The sequence below is a fragment of the Kitasatospora cystarginea genome (assembly GCF_039533515.1).
GTDB classification, from domain to species: domain Bacteria; phylum Actinomycetota; class Actinomycetes; order Streptomycetales; family Streptomycetaceae; genus Kitasatospora; species Kitasatospora cystarginea.
The window spans coordinates 44,311-65,841 of sequence record NZ_BAAATR010000030.1 but is presented as its reverse complement, the minus strand read 5'-3'; the positions used below and the strand labels follow the sequence as shown (position 1 = coordinate 65,841).

Genomic DNA, 21,531 nt, shown 5'->3' with positions numbered 1-21,531 from the left:
CGCGGTAGCGGCGATGGTGGTGGGTTTGAGGTGGAGCTCCTTCTCGGCGAGCCAGCCGGTCAGGTAGTCGGCGGTGCTCTGCCTCGGGTCGGTGACGACACCGATGGGCAGGGACTCGTTGAAGCGGCGCAGGGCGATGCGAGCGTCTGTCTCGTCCGGGAAACCGGCACGGCGGATGGTGCGGCGGTGGCCGTCGGCGGAGGGGACGTCGACGGCGAAGGCCCAGCTGCCGTGCCGGGGGTCGGCGGCGAGGTGCGGGCAGCGGGTGCCGAGCTGGCGGCGGTGGTCGTCGCGGCAGCCGCAGCGCCGGTAGACGCGTCCGCGGTCGCCGGTGGTGCGTGAGCTGCGCATGGTGATCGCCTCGAAGGGGTGCGCGGATCGTTCTCTTCCAGTCTGGGCGTCGCAGGCGACCACCATGCGACCACCAGCCCCGAAAAGTGAGGATGAGCTGGGGGTCTCCCGTGAGCGGGCGCCAAGGGAAGAACCCTGAGTGGGTTTGTCGATTCCGCGTGTGACCGTGCCGGTCGGGCTCTCTCGGGTACCGGGCGCCTCAGATCAGCCGGTCGTGGTTGCGTGTGGCGGCTGCGCGTACGAGCTGGGCGAAGCGCGCGCGGCTGTGGTGCTGGTGCGCTTCGGCCTCGCGTTCCTCGTCGTTCTCGGTGTCGTCCTCCTCCTTGTTGTCGAGTTCGTCGTACTCGCTGTGGAGGAGCCAGCAGCCGTGGATGCCGGCGAGGAGGTCTTCGAGAAGATCGCGGGCCGGGCGCTTGGGGTCGAGCGGGGTCAGGCGCAGTGCGACGTCCTCGATGTCCGGTTCGTCGCCGGCGTACTCGGCGAGGGTCTCCTCGAAGTCGTCGAGTTGCTCGCGAAGGGCGGTGGGGTCGGGCAGGAGGCCGTCGGCGACGTGCATGGCGTGGCGGACGAGGGTGGTGACGGCGTCGTTGGGGGAGGCGCCGGAGTCGAGGAGTTCGAGGACGAGGGTGGGTGTCTCGTGGGGGAGGGCCTCGATGTCGTCGGCTTCGAGGAGGACCGCGGTGGGGTTCTGGCCGGAGGCGTCGGCGGCGACCTCGGCCGCGGCGGCCAGCCAGTGTGCGGCGGCGACCGAGGCGGCGGTCGGGTCGACATCGGAGAACAGGGCCGCGGGGCCGAAGGGGTCCTGTTCGAGGAGGTGGTCGGCGGCGGCGACCTGGACGGGGGAGACGTCCTCGCGGCTGAGCAGCACGGCCTGCTGCGCGCGGCCGGTGAGGTTGCCGAGTTCGGCGCTCTCCACGGCGGCGAGTTCGATGGCGGTCTCCGCGAGGACGGCCTTCGTCAGGTCGGGATTGTCGAGGGTGTGCAGGGCGCGGCCGACCTGGTGGGCGGACTCGATCAGGGGGCTGTAGGAGACGATCACCGGGCCGGTCTGTGGCAGGTTCGGCTGGGTGATGGCCTTGGTGACCTCGCTGAAGGCTTGGCGTTCTTGTTCGCGTCGCCAGCCCTCGCTGTTGGGTTCCAGGGAGTCGGCGGCGCTGGCGGGGTGGGTGTAGGTGTGCCAGGCGGCTTCCGACAGTTGCGTCAGAGCGCGGGCCAGACGCAGGGATGCGGCGATGTCCGTGCCACCGGGGAGGACGGCGATACGGGTGGTGAGGTCGCCTTCGCCAGTGCCCCAGGCGGCGGTCAGCTCGTTCCGGTCGGGGTCGACGCAGTAGCGGGTCATGAAGCCCTACTTCCGGGATGTGCTCTGAAGGCGCTCGGCACTCGGCACCCGTCTCGGTCCATTCTGACGCATCGCCATATAGCTGGCGGACGGCCGCGAGGGCCGTCCTGGCGGATGTCTTGGGACCTCAGGGCGCGAGCGCAGGTCGACCAGTGTTCTCATCGGTTCCTCGATGCACGGTGGCGCGGTGTTGGCTCGAACAGCGCGTGCCTGTGATCGTGCGAGTGGTCATTGCGGTCTGTCCAGTAAGACGACTGGTTTGGCGAACGTACCGCTGCGGCTGGTTGCCAAGCGGGTGCAACGTCTCCGCCGACGGTGTCGGTGTACGAGTTCATCTGCAGAGCGAAGTACGGGCTCGAGTGCAGAGTTGAGAGGAAGGCTGCTTGACTGCGGCAGGGCGGTATGCATGTCGCCCGCATGGGTGCCGGGTCGAAGCCGTCGGGCTTCGACCCGGCAGTGATCAGTGAGCATTTGGGGCATGGGGCTGACGGCGCGTGTCCGCACCCCTGCCGATGCCGAGCGCTTGGCCGTGGACCACGCTGGCGCAGCTCGCCCTGGCACAGCAACGGGCGAGCCGGAGCTCCGCCGAGGCCGACGCGGACCTGTCCGCCATCGTCGCAAAGGCCTGCCCGGCCGCCAAGTCCTGCGGGATCCACCTGGCACAGGCGACGTCATCGCTGGCATCCGGCTCCGAGACCGTCGGAACAGGGCAGGCAGGTCACCAACAGGCCCAGGACGAGGCCGTGTTCAGGAGCGGTGTGGCCGACGCGGACGCCTCCTCCACCGAACGCCTGGCGCTGCTCCTGCTGCTGACTGTAACCGGAACTGCCGCAGCCGCTTTCGCGTTGAATCCGCGCATCGACGAGTACCGGTTCGGGAGCCGATGATGCGACACGAGCGCCGGACAGCTCTCCGGCTCCTGCTGGTCCTCACCCTGCTGGCGGCCTCCGCGTCCTGCCTCGGCGGCTCGTCCGACCGACGCGTCCTGACCATCCTGACGCCCTGGACCGGCGACGTCGAGAAGGACTCCTTCCAGGCGGTGCTCACGGCCTTCGAGGCCAAGACCGGCATCACCATCAACGCCTCCCCCACTCGGGCACTCGATCAGGTCCTGCGGACCGACGTGCAGAAGGGCGAGGCACCGGACCTGTCGGTCATGGCGAACCCCGGAACGCTGCGTTCCTACGCGCAGCAGGGCGACCTCGTCCCGCTGGACCGCTTCCAGGACAAGACGCTCGGCAGGAGACTCGTGGATCAGCTGAAGTCCGACTACGGCCCCCAGTGGTACCGCCTCGGTGAGGCCGGCACCAGCGATCCGTACGCCGTCGTGGTCAAAGCCTCCGTCAAGAGCCTCATCTGGTACGGCCCCCAGCGGCTCGGCACCCAGCCACCCGACAGCTGGGCCGGCTTGGTCGGCGCCAGCCAGTCGATAGTCAAGCGGGGCGAGACGCCCTGGTGCCTGGCCGTGGCTGACCCGCCCAACTCGGGCTGGCCGGGAACCGACTGGATCGAGGACATCCTGCTGCACCAGTCGGGTCCCGACGCGTACACGTCCTGGGTCGACGGCAAGCTCAACTGGAGCTCACCGCAGGTCAGCTCGGCCTGGGAGACCTGGGGCCAGACCGTCACCGCACCGGGCGCGGTCCATGGCGACCGGCTGACCGCGCTCCTGACCAACTACGGCGAGGGGGCCCATCCGCTGTTCACCGCACTGCCAGGCTGCTACCTCGAGCACGGCGCCCTCGTCACCGCGGACGCCGCGGCGCCGTCCAAGCCCGTCCCGGGAAAGGACTACGACTTCGCCCCGTTCCCCGATCTCCAGCCGATGCGGACGCCCGCTTGCGAGGTGTCGGGCGACCTCGTCTCGATGTTCCGCGACTCGCCGGAGGCCGAGCAGTTCATGGCCTTCCCGGCGAGCCCGCAGGCCCAGCAGATCTGGCCGGCCCGGCAGTTGGAGTCAGCCTTCTCGGCCAACCGCACCGTCACCACGCAGATGGCGTCCAGCTACGCCACCGACAGCGTCGCCCGCCGGATCGACGAGTTGCTGACCTCGCCCGCCACCCTGTGCTTCGACGCCTCGGACAGCATGCCCAGCACCATGGCGGCCGCGTTCAACCACGCGGTGCTCGACTATCTGAACGACCCGACCCAACTGCCGGCGATTCTCACCGGGCTGGACAAAGTCCAGGCCGACGCCTATCCGCAGCCGACGCAGAGCTCCGTCTGTGCGTCCGGATCCCCAGGCCAGGAGGCCCAGTGACAACACGTACCGAATTCACCCTCGCATCCGGCGGGACACTGGTGGTTGAGACCGAGGGCCCCGGCACAGGAGTCGCGCCCGCCGGCCGGGGAAGTCTCGAGAGAGCGGGCGCCACGGTGCGGGACTCGCTGCATACCGTGGTCAACACCGCATCCGACGTGATCGACGCGTTCCGCGCCCTACCGCGCCGACCCGATGAGATCGAGGTCAAGTTCGGCGTCAAGCTCGACGGGAGCGTCGGCGTCATCCTGGCCGGCGGCTCCGCCGGCGTCCGCTTCGATGTGACGCTCCGCTGGTCTCCCGAGAACGCCGCCGGCAGAGACGGCGACGACGAGGAGTAACCGAGGCCGCCCGGTGCGAGCTGCTCGGCTTGGTCTCCTGCAGCTCGCACCGGGCGAAGCCCACCTCGTCCGAGAACCACGTGCCAAAGCCACCGCGCCCAGCGCGGGTCCCGGTTCTTCTACCCGCCCTCGAAGCGTTCCACGGCTTGCAGCCGGATCCGCTCCCACGCGGCCCTCTCGGCGTCGGTCAACCCGCCGCCCTGTGCGCACTCACGGTCACAGGGGTAGCGGAGCCGCCCGACGGCTGTCAGACGAACAGCTCCGAGATCATGCTTGCAGGTTCAGTAGCGGAGTTGACGCACCTGCCAGGTCGATCAACCAGCGCGGGTAGACACGTTCGGAAGGTCGTCGCGCCAGGGGTGTCGATGACGGCGAGAGTGCCCCCGTGGATGGCGGCGATGTCGCGGGCGATTGGGAGGCCGAGGCCGGCCCCGCCGTCGTCGCGGCTGCGGGCGTCGTCGAGGCGGGCGAACCGTTCGGAGATCCTCTCACGGTCGGCGGGCTCGATCGGGGGCAGCCTGCAGCCCACGTTCCGGGGGGCACCTCCTACGGCTCACCGCGCGTGACCTCCGAACTGCGGGAGGCCGGCGTTCGGGTCAACGAGAAGAAGATCGCCCGCGTGTCCCCTGTCCTTGTTCGGTGTGTGAACCGCGCCCTAGGGTTGACGGTCATGGAGCTCACCCCTCGCCTGCTGGAGCAGTTCGTGGTACTCGCCGAGGAGCAGCATTTCGGGCATGCCGCCCGGCGCTTGTCGATGAGTCAGCCACCACTCAGTCAGGCGATCCAGCGCCTGGAACGCGGCCTTGGAGTGCTGTTGCTCGAGCGCACCAGCAGGGGAGTGCGGCTGACGGTGGCCGGGGCGGCCTTCGCGGCCGACGCCAAGCGGATGCTGGAGGCGCAGGAGGCCGCGGTGGCTCGGGTCCGTCGGATATCCAAGGGCGTCGAGGGCACGGTTCGGCTCGGCTACGTGAGCAGCCTGGGGTACTGGCACCTGCCCCGGTTGCTCGCGGTGGCCGCCCGGGAGTTGCCGGGCGTGCGGTTGGATGTCCGTCAGCGGTCGTCCGCCGAGCTGTGCGAGCAGGTCCGGCAAGGGGTGGCGGACCTGGCGCTGGTCCGGCTGCCGGTCTCCGACCTGGCGGGTCTGGAGGTGCGGGAGGCGGCCGAGGAGAGCACCGTGCTGGCCGTCCCGTGCGACCATCCACTCGCCGGGGCCGGTTCGGTTCCGCTTGCCCGGCTGCGGGACGAGGAGTTCGTGACCGCCGCGCAGCCGGCCATGCCCCGGATCGGTGCGCTGATCGAGGACGCCTGTCGCAAGGCCGGTTTCGAGTTGCGCACCCGTGCCCAGGCCGAGGACCTGACCAGTATGCTCGGCTACACCGCGGCCGGGGTGTGCGTCTGCTTCGTCCCGGAGCGGGTCGCGGCGCTCGGTCACCCGATGATCCGCTTCGTCGCGATCGAGGGCGGCGACCGGTTGGTGACCACGGTCGCGGCGCTGAGCCGTCCGAACGCCGATCCGGCCGTCGCCACCCTGCTGGAGCTGATGGAGCGCCACCGCCCCGAGATCGAGGGCCCCGCAACGGTGCACCCGCGGGGGGACGCCAACGCGCCGGACTGTGGTCACCAGATGAGCTCCGATGCGCCCAGCGGCTCGGCGGTGCGGGACAGGCGCGGTGCCAGCGTGGAGTAGCGCACCTGGGTCGGCAGGTAGCACACTTCTCCGAACGGTCCCCGCACGGTGACCAGTTCGGCCTGGTCGTGCGCCGGGTCGGGGGCGGGCAGCTCGACCACGCCCGCGCGCTGGAGCAGCCCGAGGTCCTGCACCCACATGCAGACCTTCGCCAGGTCGACGTGCACCCGGTAGCTGCCGCCCTCCCGGGCCCGGCGGCGCAGCGCTTCCAGCGCGCCCGCGGCCCCGAGCACTGCGGCTAGGTAGTCGTTCAGCAGGTAGGTCGGGGGCAGCCGGGGAGCGTCGAACGAGCCCTCCTCGGCTGCCAAACCCGTGGCGGCGGAGGCCAGTTGGTCGAAGCCGCCGCGTGCCGCCCACGGCCCTTCGGTTCCCCAGCCGAGGAAGTCCAGCACGACCAGTCCGGGCCGCTGCTCGGCCAGTGCCGCCGGGCCGAAGCCCTTGGCGTCCAGACCCAGGTAGTTGCAGACGTAGAGGTCGGTGCCGGCCAGCACGGACCGGAAGGCGGCGGCCTGGGCCGGGTCGAGCAGGTCGCAGAAGGCGGCCCGCTTGCCGATGCCGGTCTCGACGATCATCCCGGTCGGGTCCGGATGGTCGGGCGAGGACATGTGCAGCACGTCGGCGCCCAGTTCGGCGGCGATCCGCGCGCCGATCGGGCCGGCGATCACATGGGTGTTGTCCAACACCCGCACCCCGGCCAGCGGCAGGTCCCGGTCCGCCGCGCCGGACAGCTTCGGCGGGAACGCCGAGAACGGCTCCGGCGCGCTCTCCCCGATCTTCTCGATCCGGATCAGTGGGCCGTCCTGCAGCAGCCGCCCCTGTGGATGCCGCTGCCATTCCTCCCGGGTGCGCACTGCGATCGCGGTGCCGCCCCGGGTGCAGATGGCCTCCTCCAGTTCCAGCGCGTCCCACTGGGCGATGGCGGCGGCGATCCGCTCGCGGTCCGGCGGGCAGTCCAGTACCCGGCAGGCGGTGTCACGCAGGTGCGGGTAGGAGAGGAGCACGTAGACGAACCGGCCGTCGGCTGCCCGGTAGAAGTCACTGTTGCCGAGCAGGTTGGGGTCCTCCTGCAAGCGATGGACCGGCACGCCCCGCATCCGGGTGAAGAACACCGCCATCAGCTGGCGCACCGCCGCCGTCACCGAGACGGTCACGTCCTGCGCCGCGCCGCCGCGCTCCCGGTGGAGCACGGCGGCCTCGGTGCCCAGGGCGACCAGGGCAGCCGCCGCGGCGTCGCCGATCCGGTGCACCGAAGGCGTCACCGGGTCAGCCCCCTGGATCCTCACGGTGCCGCCCGTGTCCGCCGCCATGATCCCCAACTCGCGGTACAGGCCCTCCAGGGCCCGGTACGCCGCACTGGTCCGCTGCGCCTGATCGATTGCCATGTCCGACTCTCCTTCCGGAGATGACGAGCCGCGTGTGCCGCGGCGGCCGACCCGGTCGGGCGGCCTCCACCAGAACAGCCGGTCCGGCGCCGCACCGTCCAATACGGATTCCCCGAATCACCGATATCCGCGCCCATATGACCCGAGCCGGCGCCGCGTGAATATCCTCCGCCCTATCGATCCGGCGCCCAACTCGTATTGGACGGTGCCGATTCCCCGCGGGTTTCCTGGATTGCGGAACGAGGCAACGCGGCGCCGGCCGCCCGCCCTTCACCCGACATTTCAGGAGGTACCAGCAGATGACCCAGGAGCCCAGCGGTCCGTCCGGGCGAGGACTCCTCGCCGGAGTCCGCGTCGTCGAACTGGCCAGCGTGATCATGGCCCCGTACGCCGCCCAGCAGCTCGGCGACCTGGGCGCGGACGTGATCAAGGTTGAGCCGCCGACCGGTGACATGACCCGCCACTACCCGCCGCTGCGCCACCCCGGTATGGGCGGCGCCGCGCTCAACCTGAACCGCAACAAGCGCAGCGTCGCCATCGACCTCAAGGCCCCGCACGGCCGCGACGCCCTGCTCGCCCTGCTGCGGACCGCCGACGTCTTCATCACCAACCTGCGCCCGCAGGCCCTGACCCGGCTGCGCCTGGACTACGCCGAGGTCGCGGCCGTCAATCCCGGCCTGATCTACGCCAACGCACAGGGCTTCCGCAGCGACAGCAGCCACGGCACCCACGCCGCCTACGACGACATCATCCAGGCGACCAGCGGTCTGGTCTGGCTCAACCACCAGGTCTCCGGCCAGCCGCATTACGTGCCGACCGTGCTGGCCGACAAGATCTGCGGCATGCAGATCGCCCAGTCGGTGCTGGCCGCGCTGCACTACCGGGAACACGGCGGCACCGGTCAGCACATCGAGGTCCCGATGGTCGACACCATGCTCGCCTTCAACCTGGTCGAGCACCTGGGCGCGGCCAGCCTGGAGCCCGACGGCGCGTTCGGCTCGACCCGCTCGCTCAGCCCCGAGCGCCGTGCCCAGCGCACTGCCGACGGCTGGATGTGCATCCTGCCGCAGAGCGACCGCAACTGGCGGGACTTCACCGCCTTCGTCGCCCGTCCCGAACTGGCCGACGACCCTCGCTTCGCGACCGGCCCCGACCGGGCCCACCACGCCGACGACCTCTACCGGCTGATGGCGGAACTGACGCCGAACCACACCAGCGCCCAATGGCAGGAATTCTGCGATCGGGTCGGCATCGCCGCCGCCCCGGTGCTCGACCTGGAGTCCGCCGCCACCACCGCCTACGCCCGAGAGGGGGGCCTGCTCTACGAGGCCGACCACCCCACCGAGGGCCGCTACCGGGTCATCGGTCGCCCGGTCCGCTACTCGGCCGACCCCGAACCGCCGCTGCGGCCCTGCCCGGCCATCGGCCAGCACACCGACGAGGTCCTCGGCCAGGCCGGCTTCGACCCCGCGCTGCTGCACTCCGCCAACTGACCCGATCCACTGGATTTCCCGAGACCGAATCCCCATCGACCATTCCGGAGCGAACCATGCCCACGGCGACAATTTCCCCGCTCGGATTTCCCGAGGCCGTCCTGCCCGAATCGGCCCGGCAGCTGCGCCTCGATGTACGCGACTTCCTCGACGAGGAGCGCGCCCGGGGTACCGTGCTCGGCCGCCCCGACTCCTGGCTGGCCGGCTGGGACCCCGCGTTCACCCGCGGCCTCGCCGAACGCGGCTGGGTCGGCATGGCGCTGCCCACCGAGTACGGCGGTGCCGGGCGCGGTTTCCTGGAGCGCTACGTGGTGATCGAGGAACTCCTGGCCGCCGGCGCCCCGGTCAGCGCGCACTGGGTATCGGACCGGCAGGCCGGCCCGTCCATCCTGCAGCACGGCACCGAGGAGCAGCGCCGCTTCTTCCTGCCCCGGATCGCCGCCGGTAAGTGCTTCTTCTCCATCGGGATGAGCGAGAAGAGCAGCGGCTCCGACCTCGCCTCCGTCCGCACCTGCGCCGAACGCACCGCAGACGGGTGGCGGCTGACCGGCACCAAGATGTGGACCGGCGGCGCCCACGCCAACGACTACGCCATCGTGCTGGCCCGCACCGAGGAAGCCGAGGACAAGCACGCCGGCCTGAGCCAGTTCATCGTGGACCTGCGCGCCCCGGGCGTGCGGATCGAGCCGATCCACCTGATGAGCGGAGAGCACCGCTTCAACGCCTTCCACCTGGAGGGCGTCCACGTCCCGGAGGCCATGCTCCTCGGACAGCAGGGCGACGGCTGGAAGCAGGTCACCGGCGAACTCGCCTTCGAACGCAGCGGGCCGGAGCGCTACCTGTCCACCTTCCCCCTGCTGGTCTCCCTGCTGCGCGAGCTCGACCAGCGCGCCATGACCGCCGAACAGCTCACCCAGGTCGGCATCCTGACCGCCCGCCTGCACAGCATCCGCCAGCTCTCCCTCGGCGTTGCCGCTGCACTGGACGCCGGCGCCTCGCTCGATACCCAGGCCGCCCTGGTCAAGGACCTCGGCACCCGCCTGGAGGGCGCGCTGGTCGATTCCGTCCGCAGCATCCTGCCCACCCCGGCCGACCCGCACGCCACCCCCGGCAGCCACGCCGAACTGCTCGCCTTCGCCCTGCTGCACAGCCCCGGCTACACCCTGCGCGGCGGCACCAACGAAATCCTTCGCGGCATCATCACTCGTGGACTGGAGCAGCACTGATGAACACCCACACCATCGACACCAGCACCCCCGCCATCCCCGCCGACGACTACGACACCACCGCCTTCTTCGCCGACCCGGACGCCATCGCCACCGTCACCAACACCACCGACTCCCAGACCGTGCCCCTCCCCACCCCGGACGCCAGCACCGCCGAACTCCTCGCCGCCGTCCATGAAGCCGGCCGCCGCACCGTCCCCGCCCCGTTCGCCGAGACCGCCCTGGTCGCCCGCCCACTGCTGCGCCGTGCCGGCCTGTCGGTGCCCGAGGGCCCGCTCACCTACGCCATCGCCCCCCAGCTGACGATCCTCCACGCGCACCCGGCCGCCTCGGCCGTCGGCTCGGCCGGCAGCGCGGGCGAGGACGACACCCTGCTGGTCGCCGGGACCCTGCGCCGCGTCCCCTGGGCCCGCACCGCGACCGCCGTGGTGGTGCTCGCCAACGCCCCCTTCGGCCCGGTCCTGTTCACCCTCACCCCGGACCAGGCAGTCCTCGCCCCAGGCGCCAACTTGGCCGAGGAAGCGCGCGACGACCTGCACCTCGCCAGCGTCGAGATCCCCGCCGCGCAGGTCCGCCGGATTCCCCGCGAGCTCCTCGAGGAGGCCGAGTTGCGGGCGGCCCTGGCCCGGGCGGCCCTGATCGCCGGAGCCGGCCAGCGCTGTGTCGAGCTGACGGTCGCGCACACCACCGCGCGCACCCAGTTCGGCCGCCCGCTCAGCCGCTTCCAGGCCGTCAAGCAGGAGGAAGCGAAGCTGATCGAGGAAGCCGCGCTGGTCCGCGCCGCCGTCCAGGCCGCCGCCGCCCCGCTGGACGCTGGCACTGCGGCCGCCCGGTTCGCCATCGCCGGCGCGAAGACCCAGGCATCCGCCTCGGCTGCCGAGATCGCCCGGATCGCCCACCAGTTGCACGGTGCCATCGGCATCACCAAGCTCCACCCGCTCCACCTCGCCACCACCCGCCTGTGGTCCTGGCGCGACGAGGACGGCGACGAGACCACCTGGGCCGCTGGTCTGGCCCGCCCCCTCACCGCCGACACCCTCTGGGCCGCGCTCACCAGCACCCCCTGACCCGATGTCAGCGGCCGTCTATCGCCGCGCCGGCGAGATGGACCGCGCCACCTGGCCCGGTCCGTCAAAGCCACCGCCCTCACCGCCGAGCCCTGCTCCCTCGTCCCATCGCCTCCGCCGCCGACCGGCCCGACCTGGTCGGTGACGGAGCAGCGCGGTATCCGTACGGTTCGACGTCCCGATCCCCAGTAGCCCTCGGAAGATAGGGTTCCGTCCATGGAGTTCCAGGTCCTCGGCCCCGTGTCGGTCAGCGGGAGCGATGGGCCGTTGCCGCTCGGGCCCGCCAAGCGGCGCAGCCTGCTCGCGATGCTGTTGCTGCGGGCCAATGTCGCGGTCTCCGTCGACATACTCACCGAGGCGCTGTGGGACGACGAACCCCCCCTGCACGCCCGTACCGTGATCCAAGGCCATGTCTCGCGCCTGCGGGCACTGTTGGCGGCCGTCGACGCATCGGCGTACGGCGTCGAGCTGAGCACGCGCGGCGCCGCGTACCACCTGGAACTGCCGGAGACGCTGCTCGACGCCCACCGCTTCGAGGGTCTGGTGGCGCTCGCCCGCCGCGCCACCGACCCCGGTGACAGGGCCGCGCTGCTCACCGAGGCGCTCGCCCTGTGGCAGGGCCCCGCGCTGGCCGGCGCCTACCCGTCGCCGCTGCTGCGCTCCGCCGCGCACACCTTGGACGAGGCGCGGCTCGCCGCGGTCGAGCTGCTCGCCGACACGTACGTCCTGGGTGGTGAACACGAGCGCGCTGTCCAGCTGTTGCGGCCGGAGACCGGGGCCCATCCGCTGCGCGAGCCGCTGGCCGCCCGGCTGGTCGAGGCGCTGCACCGCGCGGGGCGTTCCTCGGAGGCCCTGGACGCCTACCACCGCGCCCGCCAGGTTCTCGCCGACGAGCTCGGCGTCCGTCCGGGCGCCGAGCTGACCGCCGCCTTCACCCTCGCCCTCGGCCCCGACAGTGTCCCCGCGGTCCGGGCCGATACACCCCAACCCGCCCCGGACCCGGTGCAGGTCCGGCTCAACCTGCTGCCTCGTACCCCGCGCGGATTCCACGGCCGCACCGCCGAGAGCGCCGCGCTGACCGCGGCCGCGGCCGGACCTGACGGGCCGGTCGTCGTGGTCACCGGGCCCGCCGGGGTCGGCAAGACCGCACTGACCGTGCACTGGGCGGCCGGCCGGCACTCCGACTTCCCCGACGGGACGCTCTACGCCGATCTGCGCGGGTTCAGCGACACCTCGGACCCCGAACCGGCCGAGCTGCTGCGGGAGTTCCTCGTCGCTCTCGACGTTCCACCGCGCCGGATGCCCGAGTCGGCGGACGCCGCCGGTGCCCTGTTCCGCTCGCTCACCGCCGAACTGCGTCTGCTCGTCGTCCTCGACAACGCCCGTACCTCCGCCCAGGTGCGCCCGCTGCTGCCCACGGGACCCGGCTGCGTCACCGTCGTCACCAGCCGTGCCCGCCTCGCCGGTCTCGTCGCCTCCGACGCCGCCCGCGTCCTCGCCCTCGACGTCCTCGCCACCGACGACAGCGTGGCCCTGCTCACCCGTCTCCTCGGCGAGCGCCGCACCGCCGCCGAGCCCCAAGCGGCCCGCCGTACAGCCGAGTTGTGCGGTGGGCTGCCGCTCGCGCTGCGGGTCGCCGCCGCTCGGCTCGTGGAACTCCCCGCCCTCGGCCTCGCCTCCCTCGCCGACCGGCTCGCCGACGAGCGCCAGCGGCTCGCGCTGCTCGCCGTCGAGGACATCGGCGTCGCCTCCGCGCTGCGGCTCACCACCGCCCACCTCCCCGCCGACGCAGCGCAGCTGTTCACCGCGCTCGGCCATCACCCGGGCACACACGTCGACCGGTTCAGCGCCGCCGCGCTCGCCGGCACGACCCCGCCGGATGCGGCCCGCGCCCTCGACTGCCTGGTCGCCGCGCACCTGCTCACCGAGACCGCCCCCGGCTGCTACGTCCTGCACGATCTGGTCCGGCTCTACGCGCGTGGCCAGAGCCATGACCCGGCCGCCCGCACCGCGGCCCGGCTGCGCCTGTACGACCACTGCGTGGCGACCGCGCTGTCCGCGTCCGAGGCCGCGGAACCGGGCGGGGAGCCCGCCTTCATGCAGCCTCATGACTTTCAACAGCCGCCCGCAGTACGGGACTTCACCAGCCGCGAGGAGGCGCTCGGCTGGTTCGCCGCCGAACGCGACGACCTCGCCCTGATCGCCGCTGCGGCCCGCGCCGAGGACCGGCCCGAGCGGGCCTGGCGGATCGCCGTGACCCAGTGGCCGCTCGTGGTCTGGCGGGTCCTCGCCGACTGGGCGCCCACCCTGGAGGCCGCCCTCGCCGACGCCCGCGCCTGCGCCGACCCCTATGCAGAGGCCCGCGTCCTGACCCTGCTCGGCTGGGTGCTCGCCGAGGAGGGCCGCACCGCCGAGGCCGTCCGGCACCTGCGCGTCGCGCCCGAACTCGCGGCCCGCGCAGGCGACGTACTCGGCGAGGCCACCGCCCTGGTCAACCTCGCCGCGGCCCTCCCCGACGACGAACCCGGCGCCGCCGAAACGGCCTGCACCCGAGCCCTCGCCCTCGCCACCGAGGCCGACGACGCGCACACCCGGATGCTCGCGCTCCAGCACCTGGCCCGCATCCACCTCGGCGCGGGCCGCCACCGGCAGGCGTACGAGGCGGCCGAGGTGGCGCTCGGCCTCGGCCCCGAGCACGAGGCGGTCGCCCGGCGCGTGCTCCTGCGTACCTGGCAGGGCGAGGCGCTGGCCGGGCTCGGCGACACCGTGGCCGGGCGGCGCTGCCTCGCGCAGGCCGCGCTTGAGGCCGAGCAGACCGGCTACGACGCGGGCGCCGTCACCGCGCTCGATGCCCTGCTGCGCATCGCCGACCAGGACGAACTGCCCGAACTGCGGCGTCGGCACGCGGCGGCACACGCCAGGATCCGGGAGCGTTAGCCGGGCGTTAGCGCCGCCGCCGCGCTCGTTAGTGATCTGCCAGCGCGCCGCAACACCCTAGTTCGTGTAAGGGGAAACGACCTCGTGCAGGATCGCGACCCACGAACGAGAACCGGGGGAACCAGCCATGCGCACCACCACCCGTCCCGCCCTGCTCGCCGTCGGCGCCGTCGCGACGCTCGCCCTGTCCCTGACCGCCTGCAACGACGGCAGCGGCACGCAGGACAGCGCCGTCGGCACCAGCGCATCATCAGCCGCCCCGTCGGGTGCAACCTCGGCCCCGGCCTCGGCGCCGGCCGCGGGCTCGGCCTCGGCGCCGTCCGGGGGCAGGACGAGCACGAGCGGTGGTGGCAGCTCGTCCTCCGGCACTGGCGGGGGCGGCGTCACCGCGGCCTGCACGACCAAGAACACCTCGGTGACGTTCCTCCAGTCCTCGGGCCACGCCAGTGACGCGCAGCCCGCCGCCGCGACCCTCAAGATCACCAACAGCTCGGGTGCCCCCTGCACCATCGTCGGCCCGACGACCGTGGTCGCCGACGACGACCAGGGCAAGGCGAGCCCGGTCTCGGGGGACAACTCCAAGGACGGCTCGGACGCGGTCGACGTCCCGGCGGGCGCCGCGGTGGTGGCGGACGTGCTGTACAACGACGTGAACAGCAAGGGCACCACGTCGGCCCGTTACACCTGCCCGGTGCAGGCGTCCCACGTCAAGGTCGCGCTGCCCAAGGACGTGGGCACCACGGTGAACGTGATGAAGACGAACGGCTCGCCGGGCGGCGTCTTCAGCGTCTGCGGCACCGACTTCAAGGTCGGAGCGTTCGCGGCACGGTAGTGTCCAGCAGGTGCGCTCTTCGGAGCGGGGCCTGGGCGGGACGGAGCGCTTGGCGGGGTTGTAGCGCAGCCGCCACGAGCGGACAGCAGCGTTCAAGGCATTGCGCAGGGTCGAGACGGCCCGGTATACGGTGACTCGGCCCCGACCGGCCTTCTGCTGGGCGGTGATCTACGCGTCGATGTGCTTGGGACGCAGGTCCAGCAGTAGGTAGCGGCCGAAGGCGGGGATCAGGTCCCGCTCGACGCACGCCTCGTAGCCGGCGTAGGTGTTCGGTGCAAGTTCCAACTTCTTCGCGGCGAGCCATTCGCGCAGGTAGTCGGCAACGGTGGTGCGGCGGTCCTCGTAGACACCGCGCAGCTCGCCGTCCAGAACTCGAGTCATCTCGCGAGCGGCTTCGGCACGGCTGGCGAAGCCACCCCGTCAGCGGGTGCGACGCCGGCCGTCCTCCGGAGCGAGGTCGACGGCATAGGTCCACTTGCCGTGCTTGACGTCCGCAATCAGCTGCGGACGCCACGGGCCGATCTGCTTCCGGTTCTCGTCCTGGCAACCGCACCGATAGACCCGGCCCCTGCTCGTACGCTGCGCCACGGGTGTCTCCTTCTTGGACTTGGTGATTCCGGGTCCAAGATTCGCCGGGTGGTCGGGCGTGTTGGCAGAGCGTGCGGGGCAGTGCGCGAGGCACGGCGAGGCCAGTCGGGCAGGACACGCTCCAGACGACACACCGCCCGGAAGATCACGATCCGTAGCCGATGGGTAAGCGACCGTGATCCGCCCGCACGAGCCAATCCGGCACGCTGGCCTGCGCCGTGGCCACCGGGACTGACGGGCGCTCGCGAAGACCGCCTCTGAATGATCATCAGGTTCCCGTCGCTGGCAGTAACTGGGGAGAGGTGGCGCTGGTGGTCAAGGGAAACCAGCCCGAACTACATCGCAGGCTCCGGACGTTGCCGTGGAAGGAGGTCACCGCGCGCCACTACGACCGCGAGACCGGCCACGGCCGCAAGGAGACCCGCGTGACCAGAGCCCTCACCGTCACCGACCTCGGCCTGGACTTCCCCCACGCCGTCCAGGCCGCACGCATCCTGCGCTACCGCGCCGACCTCAAGACCGGCACCGTCAGCCGCCAGACCATCTACGCGATCACAGACCTGACCTCACACCAGGCCTCGCCCCAGCGACTCGGCCAACTCGCCAGATCGCAGTGGACCATCGAAAACCGGCTGCACTTCGTCCGCGACACCACCTTCGCCGAGGACGCCTCGAAGATCCACACCGGCCACGGCCCCGAGAACATGGCAACCCTCCGCAACTGGCGATCAACACGCTGCGGCAGCGCGGACACCGCAACATTGCCGCCGGCCTCCGGCACGCCTCCTACGAGCCCTTCACCCGCCCGCTCGACCTCCTCGGCATCGCCTGACCAGGCACACTCACAAGATCACCGGACTTTGCAACGGCCCTGCGCGGAGGTACCGCTCGATGGCCAGTCTGTGTTCGGTGCCGGTGAACTTGCATTCAATGATGTTGCGGAAGAACGCGCACTCGGTCTATGTCCTCGACGTAGACGTTGCGTGCCCGATCACCGTGGCCGCGGGGGTATCGGCAGCCCGGCCGAGGCAGATCGTGGTGCCAATGGTGGCGGCTGCGACGGACGATCGGGGCTGGTCGGATGCGCTCCCTCAAGGTCAGGGGGAGAGAAGGTCGCGCATGCGGGTCCGTTCGGCCCGGGAAGCCGCGGCGGGGCGTCCGGCCGTCATACCACCGTCGACTGCGAGATCCTGCCCGGTCACCAGGCGGCTGGCGTCTCCGGCGAGCCACAGTACTGCCGCGGCGATGTCGTCGGTGAGGACGGTGCCGGGGAGCGGTTGGCTGGAGTCCAGCAGTGGCTTGAACGCTTCGGCCACTGACGTGGCCGTGGCGTCAGCAGCCGATGCGTCGGCTCCGGAACCCTTGGCGAAGATGCCCGTCGGCACGAAACCGGGGGACACGCTGTTCACGCGGACCTCGTGCTCACCCAGGTCCACTGCCGCGCACCGGGTGAGGTGGAGTGCCGCGGCCTTGGCGGTCGAATAGTCCAGGCCGGACCAGCCGGCGATCTTTCCTGCCAGGCTCGCCACGTTGATGATGCTTCCCGAGCGCTGGGCCACCATCTGCCGTCCGGCGTGCTTGATGCCGTGCATGACGCCCGCGACATGGACCGCCAGTGTCCGTGTGAAAACGGCCGAGTCGAAGTCGGTCACCGACGCCATGTTCCCTGGCCCGCCCGCGTTGTTGACCATGACGTCGAGCCGCCCGTAGCGCTCGACTGCGTGGCCGACCAGTGCCTCGACATCCGCCTCGACCGACACGTCGCAGCGCACGAAGGTCGCTGACTCGCCCAGTGCCGCGGCCCGCTGGTGTCCTTCCTGCTCGCGGCGGCCGGCGAGGACGACGTGGGCGCCCTCGGCGGCGAACACCTCCGCAATACGGGCTCCGATGCCGCTTGTCGCCCCGGTGACGACGGCGACCTTGCGGTGCAGACTCTTCATAGCGCAACTCCGGTGTCGGGTCCGAGGCACATGCGATAAGGACCGGGTACGGCAAAGGTTGATCATTATCATTGGCCATCAGGGACCCCTGAACAAGTCACGCCGTCCAGCGAACGGGATCGCGCTCGGCTGGGCCAGTGTGGACTGGCGTTCGACGGCAGCGTGATCGCCTGCGACATGATCCAGCGGTGAGATCTCGGTCGCGAGAGAGGGCGGCGTGCGGGCGTTCATCACCTGCGGCTCGCCACTGGGCTGGCTGGTCGTTCGGGATGGGATTGCCGCAGCCGCATCCCCACACAGCGTGCCCGCCGGGACCGTGTGGGACGGATTGCATACTCCCGCCGCGACGTCGTCGCACGCGGTACAGGCCTCGGCCGCATCGCCGCCGGAGTCACGGACGTACGCATCAGCACGGGCAACTACCTCTGCCCCAAGGTATCCGTGAATACTTGACCAAGAGGCCCGTCGCCGACGCCGTCACCGCCGGACCCTGACGGCCCAGCCCACCTCCCACTACCGGCGCCGCGCTCTCACAGGGCCTATGCGGCCAAGCGAACGGTAGAGCCAGCTTCGCGGCTCACGTTGCCCCGGCGAGCGTCCGCTTGATCGAGAGCGGAGGCAAGAGCCTTGACGGCTTCGTCGGCCGAGTCCTTGAGGAGGTGTCCATAGAGGTCAACGGTGATGGCGAGGTTGGCGTGGCGCAGAGTCTTGGAGACGACGGCCAGAGGGATACCGGCAGCGATCATGATGCTGGCCGCGGTGTGGCGCAAGTCGTGCAGACCGATCTTCGGCAGGTCGAGTTCGGCGCTGCGCTTGCGGAGCTGGTCGAGGACCCACTGGGGGCGCAGCGGCTCGCCGTCGGGACGGGTGAAGACGAGGCCTTCCAGGCGCCCGTCTGGGTGTGCCGCCATCTGGAGGTCCGCTTGGCGGTGGAGGGCAGCCATGACCCTGGCGGAGAGGCTGACCCAGGCGCGACTGGCTTCGGTCTTGGGTTCACCGAGGTGGATCTTCCCGTTGTTCACGGCGGTCAGGGTCCAGCGGATGTAGAGCTGGCGGTCCATGAGGTGGACGTCGGACCAGTGGAGGGCGAGGATCTCGCCGCGGCGCATGCCGGTGCCGAGCATGACCTCGAACAGGTCGGTGAGCCGGTCGGCGTAGTGCTCGGCGTTGTGGCGTAGAAACGCCGCGGCTTGGTCGGGGGTCCAGCAGACGCGTACGGCGGCGCGGGGCTTGGCGGGTACGGAGTGCTTGGCCGGGTTGTAGCGCAGCCGCCAGGTCCGTACCGCGTGGTTCAGGGCGTTGCGAAGCATGGCCACCGCGTGGTGGACGGTGGTGGGCCCGCGGCCGGCGGCGAGCTGCGTGCTGACCCAGGCGTCGATGTGCTTGGGACGCAGGTCGATGAGCAGCATGCCGCCGAACGCGGGGACCAGGTCGCGCTCGATGCACGCCCGATAGCCCGCCCAGGTGTTGGGAGCCAGCGCCGCCCGCTTCGCCTCCAGCCACTCATACAGGAACAACCCGACGCGCAGCGTCCGGTCCTCGTACACGCCCGGTACTCGGCATCCAGCACCCGCGCCATCTCCCGGGCCGCCTCCGCCCGACTGGCGAACCCGCCCCGCCGCCGAGTCCGGCGCCGGCCGTCCTCCGGCGCCAGGTCCACCGCATACGTCCACCGGCCATGCGCGGGGTCGGCGGCCAATCGCGGACACCATGAACCCAACTGCTTCCCGCTGTTGCCGCCCTTGCACCCGCACCGCCGGTACACCCTGCCTCGCTTGGGACGCTGCGCCATGGGCTCCTCCTTGAACCAAGTGGTGATGGCGTGTCCAGAGTTGTCGGAGTGGTGGGTGTGGCGGCAGAGCGCGCGGGGCGGGGCGTGGAGCACGGCGAGATCGACTGGCCGGGACACGCGCTGGCGACACGCCGCGAGGGTGATCACGCTGTGCGGATGGCGGGTAGGGCAGCTTGATCGCGCAGAACTGGCCCGCGTAGGCGGTTTGCCGGAAGACCGGCTGCCGACAGGAGTGAACGGTCTGCTGGATGGCCGGGACTGTTGGGCAGGCACGGCTTCGGGTTCCACTCGCCGCCATCGCCCTGGTCATGCTCACCTTCGGAGGCGAACGCCCGACACTGGAGTCGGCTGCCGGCTGCGCCAGGGCAGGGACGGAATGAGGCACTCTGAGGACTACCATGGGCATGTGAGGCAAATCACTCTCGAACTCCCCCTTGCTGGCCGCCTCTCACGCGCCTCTCACGGACTGGGCGTCATGAGGTGTCATCAGGCGTCATGCATGGCGGACGAGGTAGGCCCTGACCTGCGGGATTCGGACTGGTGAACGCCGGCCGGACACCCTTTCGACCGCTGGGGGTCAAGGGGTCGCAGGTTCAAATCCTGTCGTCCCGACAGTGAAGTCGGTTGTGAGAGCGGGCACTTGGGAAACCAAGGGCCCGCTCTTACTGGTTTCCGGGGCCTGTTTTTGGTCCCGGGTGGTCCCAAAATGGTCCCCAGGTTTGGCCGCAGATGCGTCGCCACCCGTTGCTCCAGTGGCTGGTGTGTGGATTGTTCTTCGATCTCAAGGTGAAGTGCGAGATCTCCTGCCGTTTTGCTGGAGCGAGGCGTGGTGGCGCACTTGACCTTCGGTCAAGTGCGCCGACCGCGGGTCAAGTGGGTCAAACTGGTTCATATCGGGGCATTTCTAAGGCCTTTCTGGCGCCTACTGCTTGCCGTGGTGTGACTCGGGCAGCATCGGAGCGGCTTGGGAGCGGCCATTTCGAGGCGATGGCAGTTACGGCGTGTTACCAGCGGCGGGTGATCTGGCCGTCGCGTTGGAGCTTCTCGAGGTGATGAGTGAGGGCTTGGCCGGCCTCCAGGATCCGGAGCACGTCGGGGTGGAAGTAGCGCTGGGTGGTGGTGATGAGCCGGTGGCCTGCGATTTCCTTGAGGATGTGCGGAAGGACGCTGGCGTCGGCCATCCAGGTCAGGCCGGTGTGGCGCAGGTCGTGGCGGCGCAGGTGTTCGTAGCCGAGGTCCCGGGTGACGTCGTCCCAGTGGGTGGCGTCACGCAGGACTGCGGTGCTGATGCGACCGCCGCGCGGGCCGGTGTAGAGGCGGGCGTCCGGGTCGCCTCGCGTCGCTTGGAGCCGCCTGATGATGAGTGGGCGCAACGGTTCGATGATCGGGATGAGGCGGGCGACCCTACCCTTGGTGTGCTTGTCGACCAGGCCGCCGGGAGCGGGGGTGGTCTGTCGGCGGCAGGTTAGGAGCCACTTGTCGGTATCGACGTCGCGGGCCCGGACTCCGGAGACCTCGCCGATCCGTGTGGCGGTGCAGGCGCTGTGGACGACGACATCACCCCATCCGCGATAGCGCTTGTATGAGGCTGCGACCAGGGCATCGGCGAGTTCGGTGAGGGCGCCCCAGTCGCGCAGGGCGAGGGAGCGGGGGTCCCGCAGTTCGTCTTCGACCTGCTGGTACTCGCGCTGCCAGCCGGTGATGTGGGCGGGGTTGCGTTCGAGGATGCCGTCCACGATGGCCTGCTCGAAGATACGAGAGAGCATAGCGAGGGTGTTCTTGATCGTGGAGCGGCTGCAGCCATCGGCGATCCAGCTGAAAACCGCCGCAGTGATGAGAGCTGTGGTGATCAGGCGGAGGGGGAGCCGCCCGAGCTCGGGCTCGATCCGCAGGTGCCAGTCGGCGAGGTATGGGGCGTGCGTGGTGGTTTCCAGGCCGGCCAGGATGGCCGAGAGGCGGAGGTTGACGTAGTCAGCCAGCGGCATGGAGGCCAGGGACGGGAGCACGGGGCTGCCGGTGGCATCGGCCAGGACGGTCAGCCACTGGGTGACCAGCGTCGGGTCGAGCCCATTGTGGACGGCGCCTGAGAGGAAGCTGGCCCAGGCGTGCGTCTGGGCCGGGGCGACCTGGGTGGACGGCAGGCGGTGGCCGGTAAGCGGTGAAGTGTGGTGTTGCGAGCGCCGGGCGCTCGCCGGAGCCGGAAGGCTGGTAGTGGTGATCTCGCTGAACGGATCCAGGGTGGCCGATTCCCAAGGGTTTATTGAGGTATTCATGCACCATGGTTGCGCCAAAT

At 70.8% G+C, this 21,531-nt stretch carries 17 protein-coding genes and 3 pseudogenes; 11 read left to right on the top strand and 9 right to left on the bottom strand.

What is annotated here, in order from left to right:
• Positions 1-30 precede the first annotated feature (30 nt).
• Positions 31-342 (top strand): hypothetical protein, encoded by a 312-nt coding sequence (locus ABD369_RS27820; RefSeq protein ID WP_344639300.1) that lies wholly within the window; start codon positions 31-33, stop codon positions 340-342.
• Positions 343-550: 208 nt separating this feature from the next.
• Here the strand turns inward: ABD369_RS27820 and ABD369_RS27815 are convergent, their stop codons facing one another.
• Positions 551-1,693 (bottom strand): hypothetical protein, encoded by a 1,143-nt coding sequence (locus ABD369_RS27815; RefSeq protein ID WP_344639299.1) that lies wholly within the window; start codon positions 1,691-1,693, stop codon positions 551-553.
• A gap of 494 nt (positions 1,694-2,187) precedes the next feature.
• Here ABD369_RS27815 and ABD369_RS27810 point away from each other — a divergent pair, with 494 nt between their 5' ends.
• The 3 genes from ABD369_RS27810 to ABD369_RS27800 are packed head-to-tail and all read left to right on the top strand — an operon-like array spanning position 2,188 to position 4,294.
• Positions 2,188-2,580: a hypothetical protein gene (locus ABD369_RS27810; RefSeq protein ID WP_344639298.1), complete on the top strand. Its 393-nt coding sequence runs from the start codon at positions 2,188-2,190 to the stop codon at positions 2,578-2,580.
• Positions 2,580-3,953: an ABC transporter substrate-binding protein gene (locus ABD369_RS27805; protein ID WP_344639297.1), complete on the top strand. Its 1,374-nt coding sequence runs from the start codon at positions 2,580-2,582 to the stop codon at positions 3,951-3,953. The genes ABD369_RS27810 and ABD369_RS27805 overlap by 1 nt, the downstream gene beginning before the upstream one ends.
• Positions 3,950-4,294 carry a CU044_2847 family protein gene (locus ABD369_RS27800; RefSeq protein ID WP_344639296.1) on the top strand — a complete coding sequence of 115 codons (345 nt, stop codon included), beginning with the start codon at positions 3,950-3,952 and terminating at the stop codon, positions 4,292-4,294. Before ABD369_RS27805 ends, ABD369_RS27800 begins: the two co-directional genes overlap by 4 nt.
• 247 nt (positions 4,295-4,541) lie before the next feature.
• Here ABD369_RS27800 and ABD369_RS27795 read toward each other — a convergent pair.
• Positions 4,542-4,802, bottom strand: a pseudogene (locus ABD369_RS27795) (ATP-binding protein); the annotation flags it as partial.
• A 162-nt stretch (positions 4,803-4,964) separates the two neighbouring features.
• Here ABD369_RS27795 and ABD369_RS27790 point away from each other — a divergent pair.
• Positions 4,965-5,981, top strand: coding sequence for a LysR family transcriptional regulator (locus ABD369_RS27790; RefSeq protein ID WP_344639295.1), 1,017 nt, complete (start codon positions 4,965-4,967; stop codon positions 5,979-5,981).
• Here ABD369_RS27790 and ABD369_RS27785 read toward each other — a convergent pair.
• Positions 5,912-7,363, bottom strand: coding sequence for a CoA transferase (locus ABD369_RS27785; protein WP_344639294.1), 1,452 nt, complete (start codon positions 7,361-7,363; stop codon positions 5,912-5,914). The two genes, ABD369_RS27790 and ABD369_RS27785, sit on opposite strands and share 70 nt — an antisense overlap.
• Before the next feature lie 299 nt (positions 7,364-7,662).
• Between ABD369_RS27785 and ABD369_RS27780 the strand changes: the two genes are divergently transcribed.
• The 5 genes from ABD369_RS27780 to ABD369_RS27760 all read left to right on the top strand — a co-directional run bounded on the left by ABD369_RS27780 (position 7,663) and on the right by ABD369_RS27760 (position 14,918).
• Positions 7,663-8,856, top strand: coding sequence for a CaiB/BaiF CoA transferase family protein (locus ABD369_RS27780; RefSeq protein ID WP_270142956.1), 1,194 nt, complete (start codon positions 7,663-7,665; stop codon positions 8,854-8,856).
• 56 nt (positions 8,857-8,912) lie between these two features.
• Entirely contained in the window at positions 8,913-10,082 is a 1,170-nt protein-coding gene (locus ABD369_RS27775) for an acyl-CoA dehydrogenase family protein (protein ID WP_344639293.1), read from the top strand.
• Positions 10,082-11,149 carry an acyl-CoA dehydrogenase family protein gene (locus ABD369_RS27770; protein WP_344639292.1) on the top strand — a complete coding sequence of 356 codons (1,068 nt, stop codon included), beginning with the start codon at positions 10,082-10,084 and terminating at the stop codon, positions 11,147-11,149. Before ABD369_RS27775 ends, ABD369_RS27770 begins: the two co-directional genes overlap by 1 nt.
• A gap of 216 nt (positions 11,150-11,365) precedes the next feature.
• Positions 11,366-14,086: an AfsR/SARP family transcriptional regulator gene (locus ABD369_RS27765; protein WP_344639291.1), complete on the top strand. Its 2,721-nt coding sequence runs from the start codon at positions 11,366-11,368 to the stop codon at positions 14,084-14,086.
• Between the two features lie 127 nt (positions 14,087-14,213).
• The gene (locus ABD369_RS27760; protein ID WP_344639290.1) at positions 14,214-14,918 is read left to right on the top strand and encodes a DUF4232 domain-containing protein; all 705 of its coding nucleotides are present in this window, start codon (positions 14,214-14,216) and stop codon (positions 14,916-14,918) included.
• 168 nt (positions 14,919-15,086) lie between these two features.
• Here the strand turns inward: ABD369_RS27760 and ABD369_RS27755 are convergent, their stop codons facing one another.
• Positions 15,087-15,299, bottom strand: coding sequence for a tyrosine-type recombinase/integrase (locus ABD369_RS27755; protein WP_270142947.1), 213 nt, complete (start codon positions 15,297-15,299; stop codon positions 15,087-15,089).
• Positions 15,300-15,338: 39 nt separating this feature from the next.
• Positions 15,339-15,506, bottom strand: a complete 168-nt coding sequence (locus ABD369_RS27750) for a hypothetical protein (protein WP_270142945.1) — start codon at positions 15,504-15,506, stop codon at positions 15,339-15,341.
• A 218-nt stretch (positions 15,507-15,724) separates the two neighbouring features.
• Between ABD369_RS27750 and ABD369_RS27745 the strand changes: the two are divergent.
• Positions 15,725-16,219: pseudogene (locus tag ABD369_RS27745) on the top strand (ISAs1 family transposase); the annotation flags it as partial.
• A 384-nt stretch (positions 16,220-16,603) separates the two neighbouring features.
• Here ABD369_RS27745 and ABD369_RS27740 read toward each other — a convergent pair.
• From ABD369_RS27740 to ABD369_RS27730, 4 genes and pseudogenes are all read right to left on the bottom strand, one after another.
• The gene (locus ABD369_RS27740; protein WP_344639289.1) at positions 16,604-17,446 is read right to left on the bottom strand and encodes an SDR family NAD(P)-dependent oxidoreductase; all 843 of its coding nucleotides are present in this window, start codon (positions 17,444-17,446) and stop codon (positions 16,604-16,606) included.
• A 539-nt stretch (positions 17,447-17,985) separates the two neighbouring features.
• Positions 17,986-18,993: a tyrosine-type recombinase/integrase gene (locus ABD369_RS27735; protein WP_344639288.1), complete on the bottom strand. Its 1,008-nt coding sequence runs from the start codon at positions 18,991-18,993 to the stop codon at positions 17,986-17,988.
• A 32-nt stretch (positions 18,994-19,025) separates the two neighbouring features.
• Positions 19,026-19,238, bottom strand: a pseudogene (locus ABD369_RS41265) (Arm DNA-binding domain-containing protein); the annotation flags it as partial.
• 1,004 nt (positions 19,239-20,242) lie between these two features.
• Positions 20,243-21,511: a tyrosine-type recombinase/integrase gene (locus ABD369_RS27730; RefSeq protein ID WP_344639287.1), complete on the bottom strand. Its 1,269-nt coding sequence runs from the start codon at positions 21,509-21,511 to the stop codon at positions 20,243-20,245.
• Between the last annotated feature and the right edge of the window lie 20 nt (positions 21,512-21,531).